This window comes from Microbacterium sp. Y547 (assembly GCF_057669785.1).
Map to the genome: position 1 here is coordinate 1 of NZ_JBYHFN010000010.1, position 18,598 is coordinate 18,598.

Sequence of the window (18,598 nt, forward strand, 5' to 3'; positions counted from 1 at the left end):
CAGACGTCAACCAAACTCGGGGCAGTCCCGGCGTCTGTTCAACCAGGTGTTCTTCGAGCGCCTCGAAGTCTCCATGGACCGAGACGACGAGCACCAGATCCACGCCGTGCTCGCGCCACCGTTCGACAACCTCTACGCGCCACCCGCGCAGCGCAGCCTCCGCCAAGCTCTCGCAAACGAAAAAGAACTCCCCGCCATTGCTGGCGGGGAGTTCCCGTGTTCTGTATCGACTTCTCATGCTCGTGTTTCTAGTATGAGCACAATGGTCGGGATGACAGGATTTGAACCTGCGACCCCTTGACCCCCAGTCAAGTGCGCTACCAAGCTGCGCCACATCCCGGATCCATCGTCCGCTGCGCGGACAACTCCACCATCCTACCCGGTCCCGAAGGGTGCCGCGAACGCGACCGACCTCTGAGGGCGGTCCGCTCCGCACAGGGCGTGGTTGTCGATGTCGCCGACCGGGAGTACCGTCGGCGCATGCCTGAGATCCGGATCGAACCGGCCACCCGCTTCGACGACGTCGAGCATGCGCTTACCGGCGGCGGCGACGGACCGGGGTGCCAGTGCCAGTGGTGGACGCTCACCGCATCGGAGTGGAACCGTACACCGGTCCCCCAGCGCGAAGCCCTTCTGCGTGACGAGATCGCGACGACGCCCGCTCCCGGTCTCGTCGCCTATGTCGACGGTGATCCGGCGGCGTGGGTGCGCGTCGGCCCTCGCACGGCTCAGCCGCGCCTCGCCCGCACGCGCAACTTCGCCACAGCGACCGAAGAGCCGTGGGATGACCCGTCGGTCTGGGCGATCACGTGCTTCGTGGTCCGCAAAGAGCACCGGCGCGCCGGGCTCACCGCGGCGTTGCTCGACGCGGCCGTCACCTTCGCCCGTGAGAACGGCGCGCGCGTCGTCGAGGGCTACCCCATCGACCCCGACGCGGGCCGGCGTCGTTCCTCGAACGAGCTGTTCCACGGCGTCGTGTCGACCTTCCGCGCGGCGGGATTCCGCGAGGTCGCCCGGCCGCGCCCCGACCTCGCGGTCGTAGCCCTCGACCTCACCCGCTGAGCGACGACACACGTGCGACGATGGTGACTCTGCCGCACACCGTCGAGGAGGACCATGCCACGGCTCTGGATCGGGTTCATCCCCTACATCGTGCTCTCGATCGTGCACGTCACGGCCCTCGCGTTCGGTTCCGACGCGGTCGCGGCCCCCACCAAGCTCACCCTCATGCCGCTCCTCGCGCTCGCAGTACTCTGGGGTTCTCGCGGACGACCCTGGACGGGAGCAACGACGCTCCTCCTCGTCGCGATCGGGCTGTCCTGGCTCGGTGACGGCGCCGGCACGTTCTTCCCGTGGGCTCCGACCGTGCCGCTGATGTTGCTGTGGTTCGGCCTCGCGCACGTCTGCTACATCGTGCTCTTCGTCCGCACCCTCGCGCGGCGCCGGCTGCCGCTGTGGTCGGCAGTCTTCGCGCTCTGGTGGGTCGCCCTCCTGCTCGTGCTCGCGCCGCACCTGGGCGCGCTGCTCATCCCGGTCGCGCTCTACGGTCTCGTCCTGGGCGGCACCGCCGCCACGGCATCCCGTTGCCACCCGCTCATCGCGTGGGGCGGTGTGTTCTTCCTGGCGTCGGATTCGATCCTGGCCTTCCGCCTCTTCCTGCCCGACGCGGTGCCCGACTGGACGAGTCCTCTCGTTATGCTCACCTACACGCTCGGCCAAGGCCTCATCGCCGCGGGCGCCCTCGTCAGCCTGCGCGCCCCCCACCGCACGACGCACCCGGTCTCATGACGGATGCCCCGGCTCGCGTCGACGCCTGGCTCTGGGCCGTGCGCGTCTACAAGACGCGCACTCTCGCGACGCAGGCGTGCCGCGCCGGACACGTGCGCGTCAACGGAGAACGGGCGAAGGCTGCACAGCAGGTGCGCCCCGGCGACGAGGTGCGGGTGCGGATCTCGGGCTTCGACCGCCACCTCGTCGTCCGCAAGACGATCACGAAACGAGTGGGCGCTGCGCTCGTCGCCGAGTCGGTCGAAGACCGCACGCCCCCGCGCGAGAGCATTCCGGTCGTGGCGCAGCGCGACCGCGGCGCGGGTCGGCCGACCAAGCGCGAACGGCGCGAGATCGAACGATTCCTCGGGCGCTGACTACAGGTCGAGCAGCCAGCGAGCACCCTGCACGCGAGCGGCTCCGGCGGAGATCACGCGATCAGCGAGCTCACGGTCGCTCGTCACGACCGTGACAGGTCCGCGCGACGCCGCGAGCCGGGCGACCGTCGCGACGATCGCGTCGTCACCCGATGCGTCCGCGCGCACGACCTCGACGCCCTCGGCCTCAGCCACTCCGCGCGCCGCTCCCTCGACGACGACCACCCAGTCGGGAAACCAGACGTCTTCTGCGAGGTCCAGCGCCGACGCGGCGACACCGGCGCGGGCGTGCGCGGCGACCCGTTCGAGCAGTCGCTCGTTGGCCCCGGCGCGGTCGCGCCACCAGCCGTCCGGCACCGAGCCGACGACGTTCGCGGCGTCGACCACGACGACGGGGCGAACGCCCAGCAGCCCGCGGAGCCGTTCCCACGACGCCGCGAACCCGGGGTGCAGGGGGCGTTCGGCGACCTCGTCGACGGCAACCCACTCCAGGGCTCGGCTCTCGGGGTCGGTGATGACCGCCTCGAACGGGACAACCACGTCGGCGACGACCGTCGTATAGCTCCAGTAGCCGAGGTCGAAGACACTCAGCACGCGCGTGCGGGTCGCGCCTTCGGGGAGTCCCGCTTCCTCCTGCGCTTCGCGCACGGCGCCGGTCGTAGCCGGCTCGCCTTCATGCAGCGCGCCGCCGGGCAGCCCCCACGTGTCGCCGTGATGGCTCCACGCGACACGGTGCTGCAGCAGCACGCCACGCTGGGCATCGATCGCGAGCAGGCCGGCGGCGCCGAAGCGCCCCCAGTACCGCTCCCCCGTCGGTGCGACGACCCACGCGTCTCCCGGGTCGCGCGGCCCGAGAGGGCGGCGCGGCTCGCCACCGACCGGAGGAACGATGCTCACCGCTGGCGACGCTCCCGGACACGCATGTTGATGACGATGGGGGTTCCTTCGAAGCCGTACAGCTCGCGCAGGCGGCGCTGAATGAATCGACGGTAGCCCTGATCGAGGAAGCCCGTCGTGAACAGCACGAATGTGGGCGGACGGGTCGACGCCTGCGTCCCGAACAGGATGCGGGGCTGTTTGCCGCCGCGCACGGGGTGCGGGTGCTCGGCGACCAGCTCGGAGAGGAACGCGTTGAACTTGCCCGTCGCGATGCGCTGATCCCACGACTCGAGCGCCGTTTCGAGCGCCGGCACGAGCTTGTCGAGGTGACGACCCGTGCGCGCCGAGATGTTGACCCGCGGAGCCCACGCCACGTGCGCGAGATCCTGCTCGATCTCCCGCTCGAGGTAGCGGCGGCGATCGATGTCCTCCATGTCGTCGTCGTTCAGACGATCCCACTTGTTGAACGCGAGCACGAGCGCCCGGCCCGACTCGAGAACGAGGTCGATGATCCGCACGTCCTGCTCGCTGAGCGTCTCGGACACGTCGAGTACGACGACGGCGACCTCGGCCTTCTCGAGCGCGGCTGACGTGCGCAGCGACGCATAGAAGTCGGCGCCCTGCTGCAGGTGCACGCGACGACGGATGCCGGCGGTGTCGACGAACCGCCACAGCCGCCCGCCGAGCTCGACGATCTCATCGACCGGGTCGCGCGTGGTGCCCGCCAGTTCATTGACGACGACGCGCTCTTCGCCCGCGGCCTTGTTCAGCAGCGATGACTTTCCGACGTTGGGCCGGCCGAGGATCGCGACGCGGCGGGGGCCGCCGATCTCGTGCTTGGCGACAGCCGACACGTCGGGCAGCACCTTGACGACCGCATCGAGCAGGTCGGCGACGCCGCGCCCGTGGATCGCCGAGACCGGGTGCGGTTCACCCAGACCCAGGCTCCACAGTGCTGCGGCCTCGGGCTCCTGACGCGCGTCGTCGACCTTGTTCGCGACGAGGAAGGTCGGCTTGCCGCTCTTGCGCAGCAGCTTGACGACGTGCTCATCGGTCGACGTCGCGCCGACCATGGCGTCGACGACGAAGAGCACGACGTCGGACAGGTCGATCGCGACCTCGGCCTGCGCGGCGACCGAACGGTCGATGCCGCGGGCATCGGGCTCCCAGCCGCCGGTGTCCACGAGCGAGAAGCGCCGTTCGAGCCACTCCGCCTTGTACGTCACGCGGTCACGCGTGACGCCCGGCGTGTCTTCGACGACGGCCTCGCGGCGGCCGAGGATGCGGTTCACGAGCGCCGACTTGCCGACGTTCGGGCGACCGACGATCGCCACGACGGGAAGAGCGGGGAAGAACTCGATGCCGTCGATCCCCGACTGCAGCCCTTCGAGCAGAGCCGCGTCTTCCTCGTCGAGGTCGTAATCGGCCAGGCCCGCGCGCAGCGCTTCGGCTCGCTGGTCGGCGAGTTGTTCGTCCAGGTCGGCGAGTTTTTCGGCCAGGTCGTCCGGCCCCGCCTCGTATTCGTCTTCAGCTGCCACGGGTTTCTCCTGCCTCGTTCGTGAGCGTCGCGTGCACGACATCGAGCACGGCGCGCACGGTCTCATCGAAGTTAAGTCGCGTCGAGTCCACCACGGTCACCCCGGGTGCCGCTGTGAGGAAGTCGACGACGGACGAGTCGGACGCATCCCGGCGGTGCAGGGCGGTCGCGACAGCGGCGGCATCCTGCGTCGTCACTTCGGCGCTGCGGCGCGCAGCGCGCACCTCGGGAGCGGCCGTCAGCAGGATGCGCACGGGCGCGTCGGGGGCGACAACGGTCGTGATGTCACGGCCCTCGACGAAAACGCCGGGCCACTCGGCCGCGGCCAGCAGGGTGCGGAACATGGCGTTGATCGCCTCCCGCACGGCGGGAACCCGCGCAACCCCGCTCACGGCGTCCGAGACGGCGGGCTCGCGGATGGCGTCTGTCACATCGGTCTGGCCGACCCGCACCACGTAGGCGTCGGGGTCGAGCGAGATCTCGAATTCGAAGTCGGCGGACACGTCGAGGACGGCGGCCGAATCGACGGTGTCGATTCCGCGCGACAGGGCGTGCCAGGCGAGGGCGCGATATGCAGCGCCGGTGTCCAGGTAGCCGTAGCCGAGCGAACGCGCCGCCTGCTTGGACACGCTCGACTTGCCGCTGCCGGCCGGGCCGTCGATCGCGACGATGACGGGGGCGCCGTGCGAAGAGTCAGTCATTCGAGGTACTCGCAATCTTCCAGCCGCGGGATTCCAGGCCCTCTACGGCACGACCCACAGCATCGGGCTCGACGCTGATCTCGGCGAGGCCGAACTGCGCGCCGGGCGAGTGCTCGAGACGCAGGTCCTCGACGTTGACGTCGAGGTCGCCCAGTTCACCGAAAAGTCTGCCGAGTTGTCCGGCCGTGTCGTCGACCAGGACGACGACCTGCTCGAAGCGCCGATTCTGCCCGTGCTTGCCCGGGAGCCGCTCGACACCCTCGTTGCCCCGGCGGATCGTATCCGCGACGGCGCGGCGAGCACCCGGTGCTTCCGGTGCGCGCAGCGCGTCGGCGACCGATCTCAGGTCTGCCGCGAGCGCATCGAGCACATCGACGACGGGCGCCGCGTTCGCGCCGAGGATCTGCACCCACAGCTCTGGAGCCGACGCCGCGATCCGGGTCGTGTCGCGCACGCCCTGCCCGGCCAGTCGCAGCGAGCCCTCGCTGACGCCGACGAAGCGGCCCGCGAGCAGACTCGCGACGAGCTGCGGCACGTGCGAAACAAGAGCCACCGAGCGATCGTGCTCGTCGGGCGACATCTCGATCGGCATGGCGCGCAGATCCAGCGCGAGGCCCTCGACGAGCGCGAGATGCGCCGACGAGGTCTCTTCGTCACGGCACACGACCCAGGGCCGTCCGATGAAGATGTCGGCGCGCGACGAGATCGCGCCGCCGCGCTCGCGTCCGGCGAGCGGGTGCGAGCCGATGTAACGGGTGAGGTCGACGCCTCGCTCACGCAGCTGGTTCAACGGCTGGAGCTTGACGCTCGCGACGTCGGTGACGACCGCGCGCGGGTGCGCCGCGAGTTCGCGCTCGATGACGTCAGCGGTCACGTCGGGCGGAACGGCCACGACGACGAGGGTCGGGTCATCGTCTTCGCTCGCCGCGCGGCCTGCGCCGTAGTCGACGGCGAGGCGCAGCTGAGAGGGCGATGAGTCGTCCAGGGCGACATCGACGCCGAGCGCACTCAGGGCGTGGCCGATGCTCGCGCCGAGCAGGCCCGCACCCACGATGCGGACGGTGCCGTGCACGCGCGGTGCGAGCGTTGCGGCACGCCCGGATGCGGCGCTGGAATCGCTCACTCGGTCTCCTGGTCCCCTGCGGGGTCCTCCCCGTCCGGCGGGGCGGCCTGTCGCGACAGCGTCAGCAGCTCGCCCCGCTCCAGCTTAGTCAACTCGCGGGCCTTCCCCACGGGCAGGGTGCCGAGATGCAGCGGACCGAACTGCCGTCGCACAAGCTCTTCGACCGGATGCCCGACGGCATCCATCATGCGGCGGACGATGCGGTTGCGCCCCGAGTGCAGAGTCAGTTCGACAAGGGATGCCTCACGACCGGCGTCGAGCAGACGCGCCTTGTCGGCGGCGATCGGTCCGTCCTCGAGCTCGATGCCCTTCGTGAGCACCGCCACGGTCTGCGGCGTCACGCGACCTGTCACCTTGGCGATGTAGACCTTGGTCACCCCGAACGAGGGGTGCGCCAGCACATGGGCGAGGTCACCGTCGTTCGTGAGCACGAGCAGACCGCTCGTGTCGGCGTCGAGGCGTCCGACGTTATAGAGCCGTTCGGGCCAGTCCTCGGTGTAGCGGCGAAGATCGGGTCGGCCGCGATCGTCGCGCATCGAGCTCACGACGCCGGTGGGCTTGTTGAGCATGACGTAGCGCTTGGACTGGTCGAGCTGCACCGCCGTCCCGTCGACGTCCACGAGGTCGCTCTCGGGGTCGATGCGGCTGCCGAGCTCGGTCACGACGGTGCCGTTGACGCGCACCCGCCCCTCGACGATGAGCTGCTCCGACACGCGGCGCGACGCGACGCCGGCGTTGGCGAGCACCTTCTGCAGGCGGATACCCTCGCCACCGGTCTCTGAGTTCGTTGAAGGGGTCGTCATCTCATATTCTCCAAATCGAATCCGTCGGCGCCGTCATCGAGCAGCGGCGAGATCGGCGGCAGCTCGTCGAGTGAGTTGATGCCGAGGTTCACCAACAGGGCATCCGTCGTGCCGTAGTTGATGGCGCCCGTCTCGGCATCCGTGAACAGTTCGGTGATGAGGCCGCGAGCGACGAGCGTACGCACGACCGAGTCGACGTTGACAGCCCGGATCGAGGCGACCTGCGAACGGGTGACCGGCTGCTTGTAGGCGATGACGGCGAGCGTTTCGAGCGCAGCCTGCGACAGCCGGGACGGCGCCTGCCCCCCGACGAACTCGGCGACGAGGTCGTCGTGCTCGGCCCGGACGTACAGCCGCCACCCGCCGCCCACTTCGCGCAGCTCGAATCCGCGGCGCGGGCCACCGGACAGTCCGTCGTAGTCGGCCACGAGCCCTTCGATCGCCTGCCGCACGGCGGGGATCGGCGCGGATACCGCGGTCGCGAGATTCACGAGGCTCTGCGGCTCGTCGACGATCAGCAGGATCGCCTCCAGCCGCCGCGCGAGCGATGAGTCAGTTGTCATAGTCGGCTCCCAGGCTCGCGAGATTCTCATCGGACCAGCGCTCCGCGGTCCAGCGCAGGGTCAGCTCGCCGAGCGGTTCGAGCTGCTCGAACGAGAGGGCGGCGTGGCGATACAGCTCGAGCACCGACAGGAACCGTGCGACGACGACACCCTGCTGGGCGACGCCCGCGATGAGTTCGCGAAACGTCAGGGTCCCGGCGTTGCGCAGCAGGGTCACGACGACGGCAGCCTGTTCGCGGATGCTGACGAGCGGGGCGTGCAGGTGATCGAGGCCGACGTGGGGAATCTCCTTCGGCGTCATCGCCACGATGGCGAGCGCCGCGAAGTCCTGCGGCGTGAGGCTCCACACGAGCTCGGGCACGGCCGTGCGGTACTTCTCGTCGAGCGGGACGGCCCGCACGTGACGCCGGTCCTCGGAGTTGAGGCCCGCCGCGAACCAGGTCGAGACCTCTTTGAACGCGCGGTACTGCAGCAGCCGGGCGAAGAGCAGGTCGCGCGCCTCGAGCAGAGCGACCGACTCGGCGTCGACGAGCTCGCCCTGGGGCAGGAGCCCGGCGACCTTCATGTCCAGCAGCGTCGCCGCGACGACGAGGAACTCCGAGGCCTCTTCGAGCTCTTCGTCGGGACCGAGCTCGCGCAGGTACGACAGGAACTCCGCTGTCACCTGCGACAGCGCCACGTCGGTGATGTCGAGCTCATGCTTGGACAGCAGCGTCAGCAGCAGATCGAACGGCCCGTCGAAGACTCCCAGCGAGACTCGAAAGCCTGCACCCTCTTCGGTCTCAGCGGCCTGTTCAGGCGACGGCGCCACGGGCGACCAGCTCCCGCGCGAGCCGCAGATAGGCCTGCGCGGCCGCGTGCTCGGGCGCGAAATCGGTGATGGGCATGCCCGACACCGAGGCATCCGGGAACTTCACGGTGCGACCGATGACGGTCTCGAGCACGTCGTCGCCGAACGCATCGACGACGCGCTCGAGAACTTCGCGCGAATGCAGCGTGCGCGGGTCGTACATCGTCGCGAGCACGCCATCGAGTTCGATCGTCGGGTTGAGACGGTCGCGCACCTTGTCGATCGTCTCGATGAGCAGGGCGACTCCGCGCAGTGCGAAGAACTCGCATTCCAGCGGAATGACGACGCCGTGGCTCGCAGTCAGTGCATTGACGGTGAGCAGGCCCAGCGACGGCTGGCAGTCGACGAGGATGACGTCATAGTCCCCCGCCACCTTGCGCAGCACGCGAGCGAGGATCGTCTCGCGGGCGACCTCGTTGACCAGGTGCACTTCGGCCGCCGACAGGTCGATGTTCGCCGGGACGACATCGAGCCCCTCGACGCGCGTGTGAACGATCACGTCGTACGGGTCGCGCTTGGGGTCCAGCAGCAGATCGTAGACCGTGGGGATGTCGTGGGTCTGGATGCCGAGGCCCGCCGACAGCGCGCCCTGCGGATCGAAGTCGACCGCGAGCACTTTGCGACCGTAGCTTGCGAGCGCGGCGGCCAGGTTGATGGTCGTCGTCGTCTTTCCGACGCCACCCTTCTGGTTGCACAGCGAGATGATGCGCGCGGGCCCGTGGCTGTCGAGCTTGGGAGGAGTCGCGAAGCCCTGGTATGGACGACCGGTCGGCCCGACCGGGATGTCGCCCTCAGACGCCTGCTTCGCGCCGCGCGTTCTGCCCGCCACCGACTCTCCTGTCTTCGCTTTGCCGTGCACCGATTCTCGCACACGGCTGCCCGCGCACCTCAGCGCGCGCGCGGGTGAGACGTCGCGTAGACATCGCGCAGCGTGTCGACCGAGACGTGGGTGTAGATCTGCGTCGTCGCGACCGACGCGTGTCCGAGCAGCTCCTGCACGACGCGCACGTCGGCGCCACCCTGCAGCAGGTGCGTCGCGAAGGAATGGCGCAGCGTGTGGGGCGAGACATGAGCGGCGAGACTCGCCCGCTCGGCGGCATCCCGCATGACGAGCCACGCGCTCTGTCGCGACAACGGCGCGCCGCGCATCCCGAGGAAGAGGCGAGGCGTCGCGGCACCTCGCGTCGACAGTTCGGGCCGCACCCGGGTGAGGTAGGCGTCTACCGCGGCGCGCGCATACGAGCCGATCGGCACGATCCGCTCTTTGTCTCCCTTTCCCCGCACGCGCAGCACGTCGCCGTGCGCGAGATCGTCGACGTCGAGCTGCACGACCTCGGACACGCGGGCACCCGTCGCGTAGAGCATCTCGAGCAGGGCCCGGTCGCGCAGGCCCCGCAGGTCGCCGGGCGCAGCGTCGGACGGCGCGGGTCCGGCGGCATCCAGCAGCTGTTCGACCTGGGTGATCGTGAGCGCCTTCGGCAGTCGGCGCGGCTGCTTCGGCGGGCGCAACCGCTGCGTGGGGTCTTCGGTCTCGATCCCCTCCCGCACGAGGAAACGATGCAGCCCCCGCACCGAGGATTGCAGGCGCGCCAGACTGGATGCCGCAGGAGCGGGGTCGGCGGATGCCCGCGCCGCCACGAAAGAGGCGACGAGGTCGGCGGTCACCTCGGACGACTCCGCGACACCCTGCTCGTGCAGCCACTCCGCGTAGACGGCGAGGTCACGCCCGTACGCCGCGACGGTGTGGTCGGACAGGCCACGCTCGATCGCGGTGTGACGCAGAAACGCATCGACGGCGCGCTCGAGCTGCACGGGACTACCTGCCGGCTGCCGCCGCACGCAGCCGCTCGGCCGCCGCGAGGACGCCGACCGCGAGGATCCCGTTGCGCAGCCTGCCCGCGAGAACACCCGCGACGACGTCGTGAAGCGGTGCCCATTCGACGCGGATGTCTGCCTCTTCGGCTTCGCGTGGGTGCGGGGTCTCGAGCGCCGAAAGTGCCCGCGCGAGGAACACGTGCACGACCTCGTCGTTTCCGCCGGGTGTCGTGAAGACGCTCACGAGCGGCTCCCACTCCGCCGCGCGCAGATCCGCCTCTTCGGCGAGCTCGCGGGCCGCCGTCTCGAGCGGCGACTCCCCGGCGACGTCGAGGAGCCCTGCCGGGATCTCCCAGTCACGCTGGCGGATCGGGTGACGGTACTGCTGTACGAGCAGCACCCGCCCCTCGTTATCGAGCGCGACGACAGCGGCCGCGCCGGGATGGTCCACGTACTGCCGCACGATCTCGCCGCCGCCGTAGCTCACCGTGTCGCTGCGGACGTCCCACACGTGGCCCTCGTAGACGAGCTCGCTGTCCACGACGGGGTGGTCGGCGGGCTCGTCTGCCAGGGGCGCGGAATCAGCCATTGTCGACGTCGAAGAGCTCGCTGGAGCGGTGCCGCTCGAGCGCGGCGCCGATCAGTCCTCGGAACAGGGGGTGTGCCTTCGTCGGGCGCGAACGCAGCTCGGGGTGCGCCTGCGTCGCGATGTAGTACGGGTGCACGTCGCGGGGCAACTCGACGTACTCGACGAGGTCGAGGTCGGGGTTGATACCCGAGAACACCATGCCGGCCGCGGCGATCTGATCGCGGTAGCGATTGTTCACCTCGTAGCGGTGCCGGTGACGCTCCTCGGCGCGCAGCGAGCCGTACACCTCGGCCGCGATCGACCCCTCGGCGAGGTCGGCGGGATAGAGCCCGAGCCGCATCGTGCCTCCCAGGTCGCCGCCGGCGAGGATGTCGACCTGCTCCTCCATCGTCGCGATGACGGGATGAGGCGTCTCAGGGTCGAATTCGCTCGACGATGCGTCTTCGATTCCCGCGACGTTTCGCGCGTACTCGATCACGATGCACTGCAGGCCGAGACAGATCCCGAGCGTCGGAATGCCCTGCTCGCGCGCGAACTTGAGCGCACCGAGCTTGCCTTCGATTCCGCGGATGCCGAATCCGCCCGGGACGATGATGCCGTCGAGGTCGCTGAGCGCCTTCTCGGCGCCTTCGGGCGTCTCGCATTCGTCCGAGGGGATCCAGCGGATGCTGACGTGTGTCTCCAGCGCGAAGCCGCCGGCCTTGAGCGCCTCGGTGACCGACAGGTACGCGTCGGGCAGGTCGATGTACTTTCCGACGAGACCGATCGTCACTTCGTGCTTGGGGTTGTGCACGGCCGAGAGCACGCGGTTCCAGCGCGACCAGTCCACCTCGGCGGCCTTCGTGAGCCCAAGGGTGCGCACGATGTACTCGTCGAGGGCCTGCTCGTTGAGCATCGAGGGGATGTCGTAGATGCTCGGCACGTCGACGGCGTTCACGACAGCGGCCTCGTCGACGTCGCACATGAGCGCGATCTTGCGCTTGTTGGACTCGGTGACGGGGCGGTCGCTGCGCAGCACGAGCGCGTCGGGCTGGATGCCGATCGAGCGCAGCGCGGCGACCGAGTGCTGCGTGGGCTTGGTCTTCTGCTCACCGGAAGCGCCCATGAACGGCACGAGCGACACGTGCACGAAGAAGACGTTGTTGCGGCCGAGTTCATGGCGGATCTGCCGCGCCGACTCGATGAACGGCTGCGACTCGATGTCGCCGACGGTGCCGCCGATCTCGGTGATGATCACGTCGGGGCGGGGGTCTTCGCTCGCCTGCAGACGCATGCGCCGCTTGATCTCGTCGGTGATGTGCGGGATGACCTGCACGGTGTCACCGAGGTACTCGCCGCGACGCTCACGCGCGATGACGCGCGAGTAGATCTGTCCTGTCGTGACGTTCGCGGCTTCGCTGAGCTCGATGTCGAGGAAGCGCTCGTAGTGGCCGATGTCGAGGTCCGTCTCGGCGCCGTCATCGGTCACGAAGACCTCGCCGTGCTGGAACGGGTTCATCGTGCCGGGGTCGACGTTGAGGTACGGGTCGAGCTTCTGCATGACCACGTGCAGTCCACGCGCCGTGAGCAGATTGCCCAGACTCGCGGCCGTGAGGCCCTTGCCCAGCGAGGAAACAACACCCCCGGTCACGAAGATGTGCTTGGTGGTGTCGTCGGTGGATCCCGCGGAATTCATTCCGGAATCAGAAGTCTGCATCACGGGCTTCAATCCTATCAGTCGGTCTGGATGCCCAGGTCGAGCAGTTCACGCGCATGGGACAGCGCAGCATCGGAATCGGGCATTCCCGAAAGCAGTCTCGCCATCTCGGCCTCGCGTTCGGCTCCGTCCAGGCGCCGCACATCCGACGCCGTCACCGAACCGTCACTCGCTTTGACGACCGACAGGTGGTTCGAGGCGAAGGCCGCGACCTGCGCGAGGTGGGTCACGGCGATGACCTGCGACGTGCGTGCGAGCCGGGCGAGTCGCCGCCCCACTTCGATCGCGGCGGCACCGCCGATTCCGGCGTCGACTTCGTCGAAGACGAACGTGGGCACGGGGTCGGTGCCGGCGATGACGACCTCGATCGCCAGCATGACGCGACTGAGCTCGCCACCGGAGGCACCCTTGGCCACAGGGCGCAGTGTCGCCCCCGGGTGCGCCGCGAGCAGGATGACGACATCGTCGCGGCCCGCCGCTGTTTCAGCGCCCGGGGCGACCGAGACCTCGACGCGTGCGTCGGGCATCGCGAGCTCGCGCAGCTCGGCCGTCACGGCATGCCCGAGCGCGGACGCTGCGACCTGGCGCGCCGCGGTGAGGGCGGCGGCTGCCGTGTCGAGGGCGGATGCCGCGGCATCCCGTTCGTCCGAGAGTCGCTCGATGCGGTCGCCGTCGTCGTCGAGTTCGGCCAGCCGCGCTGATCCGGTCGCCTGCAGCTCGATCGCGGCGTCGAGCGAGCCGTGTGCCCGGATGAGAGCGCCGAGCACGGAGCGGCGCTCTTCGACGGCGGCGAGCTCGTGCGGTCCGGTGTCGTCGAGGTCGGCGAGGTAGCCCGACAGCGATGCGGCCACGTCGACGATGCGATAGCCGAGGTCGGCGATCTGCGTCGTGAGTTCTTGCAGCGCGGGGTCGGGCGCGCGCTCGAGTGCGCGTCGCGCCTCTGCCGCGAGCGTGGCCGCGTCGGGCTGCTCGCCGTCGCCGGCGAGCGCGGCGTGGGCGGTCGCCGCGGCGAGCCGCAGGTCTTCGGCGTTCGCAAGACGCTCGGCTCGCAGCGCCAGGTCGGCGTCCTCGCCGGGCAGGGGCGCAGCCTGCTCGATCTCGGCGAGCTGCGCGCGCAGCTCCTCGGCCTCGCGGGCGCGCGCGTCGCGCTCGGCCGTGAGCGTGGTCAGCTCGCTGTCGACGACCCGCCAGCGCTCGTACGCGGTGGTGTACTCCTGCAGCGCAGAGCGGATGGGCTCGCCCCCGAACCGGTCGAGGGCGTCGCGCTGCGCCGCGGCCGACGTCAGCCGCAGCTGGTCGGACTGGCCGTGCAAGACCACGAGGTGCTCCGCGAGCTCGGCGAGCACGCCGGCCGGCGCCGCGCGACCGCCGACCGAGGCGCGGCCGCGACCCTCGCTCGAGATGGAGCGGCCGACATAGAGCTCGGCTCGGCCGTCGCCGAGGGGTTCGAGATCGCCGCCGGCGTCGCGGACGCGCTCGGCGACGGGACCGGTGTCGGGCACGATCCACACGCCGTCGACGGCGGCCTGGGCAGCGCCGGCCCGCACCGCTCCCGAGTCGGCGCGCTGACCGAGCAGCAGTCCGAGGCCGGTGACGACCATCGTCTTGCCCGCACCGGTCTCACCCGTGATCGCGGTGAAGCCCGGCCCGATGGGCAGCGTCGCTTCGGCGATGACGCCGAGGTCGCGAAGGCGCATCTCTTCGATCACTGCGCGGGGCCTCCTTCGGAGGCGTCGCTCGTGATGGCGGCGGGGCCGCGCCATCCCTCGACGGGCAGGCGGAATTTGCGGACGAGTCGGTCGGTGAATGCGGCCGGGTGCAGACGCGCGAGCCGGACGGGGTGCGGCGAGCGGTTCACCACGACGCGCGCTCCGGGCGGGAGGTCGTGCGAGCGACGGCCGTCGCACCACAGGATGCCGACGCCGTTGGTGCGTTCGAGAACTTCGATCGCGACGGCGTGCTCAGGGCCGACGACGAGAGGCTTGGCGAACAGCGCATGCGCCGACAGCGGGACGACCGAGATCGCCTCGACGGTGGGCCAGATGACGGGACCGCCGGCTGAGAAGTTGTACGCCGTCGACCCCGTCGGCGTCGAGACGACGACGCCATCGCAGCCGAACGACGACAGCGGGCGCCCGTCGATCTCGATGACGACTTCGAGCATGCGCTCGCGACTCGCCTTCTCGACCGTGGCCTCGTTGAGTGCCCACGTCTCGTAGATGACGTTGTCGTCCGCATCTTTGACGCGCACCTGCAGCGCGAGTCGCTCCTCGACCTGGTAGTCCCGATCGATGACCCGGCGGACGGCATCGTCGAGCTCGTCTCGTTCGATCTCGGCGAGGAAGCCCACGTGCCCCATGTTGATGCCCAGCACGGGAGCGGTGCTCTCGCGCACGAGCTCGGCTGCGCGCAGGATCGTGCCGTCACCGCCCAGCACGATCACGAGCTCGATGTCATCGACGGACACATCGACGCCGAGGCGGGCGATCGAGCGGAACGAATCGAGGACGTCGCCGAGCTCCGCGGCATCCTCCGGCAGAAGGACGGGCCGCGCACCGGCGTCGCGGAGCGCACCGATGACGCGGTCCGCAGCGTGCACCGTGTCATCTCGACGCGCGTGGGCGACGACGAGGATGCTGCGCTGGTGCTCTGTCATGGGCTTCCCGCCAGTCGATTCACGGTGCTCGACCATTCTGACGGATCCGTCCCGCGCCCCGGCGCGAGGTGCACGACGTATTCACGGTTGCCGTGCGTACCCGTGATGGGCGAGGCGATGAGGCCGAGCACGCCCAGGCCCTCGTCCCACGCGTGCCACAGCACGCGTGCCACGGCATCCGCGCGCAGCACGGGGTTCGTCACGAGGCCGCCCTTGACGGCCGTGCGGCCCACCTCGAACTGCGGCTTGATGAGAAGCACGACATCTGCGTCGGGCGCGATGACTCCCCGAACGGCAGGCAGCACATGTTCGAGTGAGATGAACGAGAGGTCGCCTGTCACGAGCGAAGGCGCGGCGGCGATGCCGCTGGCGGCGGCGAGCGACTCGGCGGTCATGTGCCGCACGTTGAAGCCTTCGACGACGCGCACTCCGGGATCTTCCGCGACGGATGCCGCGAGCTGGCCGTGTCCGACATCGACGGCCATGACGGGGTCGGCGCCGCGTTCGCGCAGCACCTGGGTGAACCCGCCGGTGGATGCTCCCATGTCGAGGGCGACCCGTCCCGCGACGGCGATGCCGAACGCATCGAGCCCCGCGAGCAGCTTGTGGGCGGCGCGACTGACGTAGTGGTCGGCGCCTTCGACGACGAGCACTGCGGCGTCGTCGACGGGGGTCGAGGGCTTCACGACGGGTCGCCCGTTGACCGTCACAAGCCCGTCGGCGATGAGTGTCGCTGCGTGCGTGCGCGAGCGCGCGAGCCCGCGTGCGGCCAGGGCAGCGTCGAGGCGGGACGTCACGGGCGACCGTTGCCGGTGACGTCGGTGTCGAGCCGCCGGGAGAGCGCGTCGTGCAGCGATTCGTAGGCCGCTGCCCGCGCGGCGAGGGGCTGCGCTTCGATCACCTCGAGGCTCGAGAGCAGGTCATCAGACTCGTCACTCGCCGCAGACTCTTCCATGCCGCCAGGATACGTGTCCCCGCCGACGTGGCCGAGTGTCACGGCCGGTGGAAGGGGTCGGCGTAGAGCAGCTCGGGCACGCGGAACCCGAAGATCGCACGTCCGGTATCCCAGATCGCCTTCGCGCCCGCGCGGAGAAGATCGAGCGGATCGTCGCCTTCCGACAGGATCCGCACGTCGGGGCCCTCGATGCGGACGCTCGCTCCACGCACCGTCACGACGCCATCCCGCACGCGCGCCAGGGGATACGGCTCGTGCAGATCGCGAAGGTCGCGCAGAAGATACGTGGGCTGTGAGCCCGTGGGCGCTGCGAGCACGTGCTTGGGGCGGTCGATTCCGGTCAGCACGAGTGCCGAGGGGATGCCTGCCCGGTTCGCCCCGAGGATGTCGGTGTCGAGACGGTCACCGATGAACAGTGGACGCTGAGCGCTGAAGCGTGCAACCGCTTCTTCGAAGATCGGCACCTCGGGCTTTCCCGCGACGGTCGCCAGTCGCCCGACGGCGGTGTGCACGGCAGAGACGAGCGTGCCGTTCCCGGGTGCGACACCGCGCGCCTGAGGAATGGTCCAGTCTGTGTTGGTGGCGATCCACGGGATACCGCCCTCGGCTTCGGGTACCTTGAGGGCGAACGCAGCTTCGGCCAACTGGGTCCAGCCGACCTCGGGCGCGAAGCCCTGCACGACCGCGGCAGGGTTGTCTTCTGCGCTGCGCGTCATGACGAAGCCGGCCTTCTCGACCTCGACGACGAGACCTTCTCCCCCGACGACGAGAACCGTGGAGCCGGCGGGAATCAGGCTCGACAGCAGACGCATCGCCGCTTGAGGGCTTGTGACGACCTCGCTGGGCTCGGTGCGCAGACCGAGATCGGTGAGGTGCTGAGCAACCGTCGCGTCGGTGCGTGCCGCGTTGTTCGTGATGTACGCGAGCCGACGCCCTTCCCGTGCGCGCGTCAGGCTCTCGACGGCGTGCGGGATGGGGCCGGGCCCGGCGTACACGACGCCGTCGAGGTCAGCGAGGATGACATCGACACCATCGAGCGGTGTCTGGGTGCGTTCGCGGTCTCGGCGGAAGAGCGCCATCAGGCGTCGTCCTCCTCGTCGACCCCCGCTTCCGCAAGAATTGCGGCGACCTCGTCCTCGACCGATTCGGCGGGCGCCGTCTCGACTGCCGAATCCTCCTCAGCCTCGACCGGCTCCTCAGCCTCGACGGACTCCTCGGGATCGAGAGCGATCGACACGGCGTGCTCCTCGTCAGCGGGGTCATCCGTCTCGAAGACCTCCTCGACGAGGACCGTCTCGAGATCACCGGCGCCGCTGGCCGCATCGAGAGCCTCGGCGGCGATGACGGCGCGACGCTGCCACTGTGCCGCCTCTTCGTCTCGACCGAGTTCTTCCAGCACTGCCGCGCGCGCTGCGAACAGCACCGGGCTCCACTCGAACGCCCGGTCGGGGTTGAGTTCGGGGATGTCGAGTTCGAGCAGGGCACGATCGGCCTGACCGAGGTCGAGACGAGCACCGGACATCGCGATCGCCAGTTCGACACGGACCGCTGCGGGCAGAGCCGTGCGATCGACGGCACGACCTGCTTCCAGAGCACGGTCGGGCCGGCCGACGCCACGCTCGCTGTCGACGAGCAGGGCGATCTGGTCGTCGCGACCGGAGATGCGCCGGTAGGTGCGCAATTCACGCAGAGCAAGCGCATAGTCACCGGTGGCATATGCCGTGATCGCGAGGGTCTCGCGAACGACCGCGATGCGGCCGGCACGGCGCGACGCCGACAGTGCATGCTCGTGAGCCAGGGCCGGATCCTCGTCGATGAGCCTCGCCGCCATCGCGAGGTGGCGGGCGACGCCCTCGGCGTTCTCCTTGCTCAGGGTCTTGAGCTCGTTGCGGGCGCTGGGGTGCAGATCCTGCGGTGTGACGTCATCCGGGATCGCGGGGTCGTCGTGCCGCGGCCGAACCGCGCGGATCTCTTCAGGGCGCGTTGCTCGGTCTGGCCGGTCGGCCCCGCCTCGCAACGGACGACCGGATCCCCCGCGGGACCCGTCGCGCGAGGCATACGGCTTCCGGTCACCGTCGCGCGCAGGGTACGGCTTCCGGTCACCATCGCGCGAGGCGTACGGCTTCCGGTCACCATCGCGCGAGGCGTACGGCTTCCGGTCACCATCGCGCGAGGCGTACGGCTTCCGGTCACCATCGCGCGCAGCGTACGGCTTCCGGTCACCATCGCGCGCAGCGTACGGCTTACGGTCACCATCGCGCGAGGCGTACGGCTTACGGTCACCATC

20 protein-coding genes, 1 tRNA gene and 1 pseudogene are annotated in these 18,598 nt (G+C 69.7%); 3 read left to right on the top strand and 19 right to left on the bottom strand.

Annotated features, from left to right (window positions below; genetic code table 11):
- Together AC25Y0_RS12635 and AC25Y0_RS12640 are read right to left on the bottom strand one after the other, a co-directional pair.
- On the bottom strand, positions 1 to 238 hold a 238-nt coding region (locus AC25Y0_RS12635; RefSeq protein ID WP_488134763.1), incomplete at its 3' end, for a hypothetical protein.
- 25 nt (positions 239 to 263) lie between these two features.
- Positions 264 to 340 (bottom strand) — tRNA-Pro (locus AC25Y0_RS12640).
- Positions 341 to 480: 140 nt separating this feature from the next.
- Between AC25Y0_RS12640 and AC25Y0_RS12645 the strand changes: the two genes are divergently transcribed.
- From AC25Y0_RS12645 to AC25Y0_RS12655, 3 genes are read left to right on the top strand one after another with little or no spacing between them, the layout of a single operon-like run.
- Positions 481 to 1,062, top strand: coding sequence for a GNAT family N-acetyltransferase (locus AC25Y0_RS12645; protein WP_488122896.1), 582 nt, complete (start codon positions 481 to 483; stop codon positions 1,060 to 1,062).
- A gap of 54 nt (positions 1,063 to 1,116) precedes the next feature.
- The gene (locus AC25Y0_RS12650; protein ID WP_488122895.1) at positions 1,117 to 1,788 is read left to right on the top strand and encodes a lysoplasmalogenase family protein; all 672 of its coding nucleotides are present in this window, start codon (positions 1,117 to 1,119) and stop codon (positions 1,786 to 1,788) included.
- Positions 1,785 to 2,144 (top strand): RNA-binding S4 domain-containing protein, encoded by a 360-nt coding sequence (locus AC25Y0_RS12655; protein WP_488122894.1) that lies wholly within the window; start codon positions 1,785 to 1,787, stop codon positions 2,142 to 2,144. The genes AC25Y0_RS12650 and AC25Y0_RS12655 overlap by 4 nt, the downstream gene beginning before the upstream one ends.
- On the opposite strand, the gene AC25Y0_RS12660 is transcribed toward AC25Y0_RS12655, so the two are convergent.
- The 17 genes and pseudogenes from AC25Y0_RS12660 to AC25Y0_RS12740 all read right to left on the bottom strand — a co-directional run.
- A complete protein-coding gene (locus AC25Y0_RS12660) occupies positions 2,145 to 3,041 on the bottom strand; it encodes an NUDIX domain-containing protein (RefSeq protein ID WP_488122893.1) in 897 nt (298 codons plus the stop codon). It lies immediately after the preceding gene.
- Positions 3,038 to 4,561: a ribosome biogenesis GTPase Der gene (gene der / locus AC25Y0_RS12665; RefSeq protein ID WP_488122892.1), complete on the bottom strand. Its 1,524-nt coding sequence runs from the start codon at positions 4,559 to 4,561 to the stop codon at positions 3,038 to 3,040. The genes AC25Y0_RS12660 and der overlap by 4 nt, the downstream gene beginning before the upstream one ends.
- On the bottom strand, positions 4,551 to 5,261 hold the full coding sequence (gene cmk, locus AC25Y0_RS12670) for a (d)CMP kinase (RefSeq protein ID WP_488122891.1): 711 nt from the start codon (positions 5,259 to 5,261) through the stop codon (positions 4,551 to 4,553). Before cmk ends, der begins: the two co-directional genes overlap by 11 nt.
- Entirely contained in the window at positions 5,254 to 6,384 is a 1,131-nt protein-coding gene (locus tag AC25Y0_RS12675) for a prephenate dehydrogenase (RefSeq protein ID WP_488134764.1), read from the bottom strand. The genes cmk and AC25Y0_RS12675 overlap by 8 nt, the downstream gene beginning before the upstream one ends.
- The gene (locus tag AC25Y0_RS12680) at positions 6,381 to 7,187 is read right to left on the bottom strand and encodes a pseudouridine synthase (protein WP_488122889.1); all 807 of its coding nucleotides are present in this window, start codon (positions 7,185 to 7,187) and stop codon (positions 6,381 to 6,383) included. Before AC25Y0_RS12680 ends, AC25Y0_RS12675 begins: the two co-directional genes overlap by 4 nt.
- Entirely contained in the window at positions 7,184 to 7,750 is a 567-nt protein-coding gene (scpB, locus tag AC25Y0_RS12685; protein WP_488122888.1) for an SMC-Scp complex subunit ScpB, read from the bottom strand. Before scpB ends, AC25Y0_RS12680 begins: the two co-directional genes overlap by 4 nt.
- Positions 7,740 to 8,561 (bottom strand): segregation and condensation protein A, encoded by an 822-nt coding sequence (locus AC25Y0_RS12690; protein WP_488134765.1) that lies wholly within the window; start codon positions 8,559 to 8,561, stop codon positions 7,740 to 7,742. Before AC25Y0_RS12690 ends, scpB begins: the two co-directional genes overlap by 11 nt.
- Positions 8,545 to 9,429, bottom strand: a complete 885-nt coding sequence (locus AC25Y0_RS12695) for a ParA family protein (RefSeq protein ID WP_488122886.1) — start codon at positions 9,427 to 9,429, stop codon at positions 8,545 to 8,547. Before AC25Y0_RS12695 ends, AC25Y0_RS12690 begins: the two co-directional genes overlap by 17 nt.
- A gap of 59 nt (positions 9,430 to 9,488) precedes the next feature.
- Entirely contained in the window at positions 9,489 to 10,412 is a 924-nt protein-coding gene (xerD, locus tag AC25Y0_RS12700; protein ID WP_488122885.1) for a site-specific tyrosine recombinase XerD, read from the bottom strand.
- 4 nt (positions 10,413 to 10,416) lie between these two features.
- The gene (locus tag AC25Y0_RS12705; RefSeq protein ID WP_488122884.1) at positions 10,417 to 11,004 is read right to left on the bottom strand and encodes an NUDIX domain-containing protein; all 588 of its coding nucleotides are present in this window, start codon (positions 11,002 to 11,004) and stop codon (positions 10,417 to 10,419) included.
- On the bottom strand, positions 10,997 to 12,700 hold the full coding sequence (gene pyrG, locus AC25Y0_RS12710; protein ID WP_488123418.1) for a CTP synthase: 1,704 nt from the start codon (positions 12,698 to 12,700) through the stop codon (positions 10,997 to 10,999). The genes AC25Y0_RS12705 and pyrG overlap by 8 nt, the downstream gene beginning before the upstream one ends.
- Positions 12,701 to 12,717: 17 nt before the next feature.
- Positions 12,718 to 14,409, bottom strand: coding sequence for a DNA repair protein RecN (gene recN / locus AC25Y0_RS12715; RefSeq protein WP_488122883.1), 1,692 nt, complete (start codon positions 14,407 to 14,409; stop codon positions 12,718 to 12,720).
- Entirely contained in the window at positions 14,406 to 15,356 is a 951-nt protein-coding gene (locus tag AC25Y0_RS12720; RefSeq protein ID WP_488122882.1) for an NAD kinase, read from the bottom strand. Before AC25Y0_RS12720 ends, recN begins: the two co-directional genes overlap by 4 nt.
- The gene (locus AC25Y0_RS12725) at positions 15,353 to 16,153 is read right to left on the bottom strand and encodes a TlyA family RNA methyltransferase (RefSeq protein WP_488122881.1); all 801 of its coding nucleotides are present in this window, start codon (positions 16,151 to 16,153) and stop codon (positions 15,353 to 15,355) included. Before AC25Y0_RS12725 ends, AC25Y0_RS12720 begins: the two co-directional genes overlap by 4 nt.
- The gene (locus tag AC25Y0_RS12730) at positions 16,150 to 16,311 is read right to left on the bottom strand and encodes a hypothetical protein (RefSeq protein ID WP_488122880.1); all 162 of its coding nucleotides are present in this window, start codon (positions 16,309 to 16,311) and stop codon (positions 16,150 to 16,152) included. The genes AC25Y0_RS12725 and AC25Y0_RS12730 overlap by 4 nt, the downstream gene beginning before the upstream one ends.
- Positions 16,312 to 16,349: 38 nt before the next feature.
- Complete coding sequence (locus tag AC25Y0_RS12735; RefSeq protein ID WP_488122879.1) at positions 16,350 to 17,390, bottom strand: HAD-IIA family hydrolase; 1,041 nt, start codon at positions 17,388 to 17,390, stop codon at positions 16,350 to 16,352.
- Positions 17,390 to 18,598, bottom strand: a pseudogene (locus AC25Y0_RS12740) (primosomal protein); the annotation flags it as partial. The pseudogene AC25Y0_RS12740 and the gene AC25Y0_RS12735, both read right to left, overlap by 1 nt.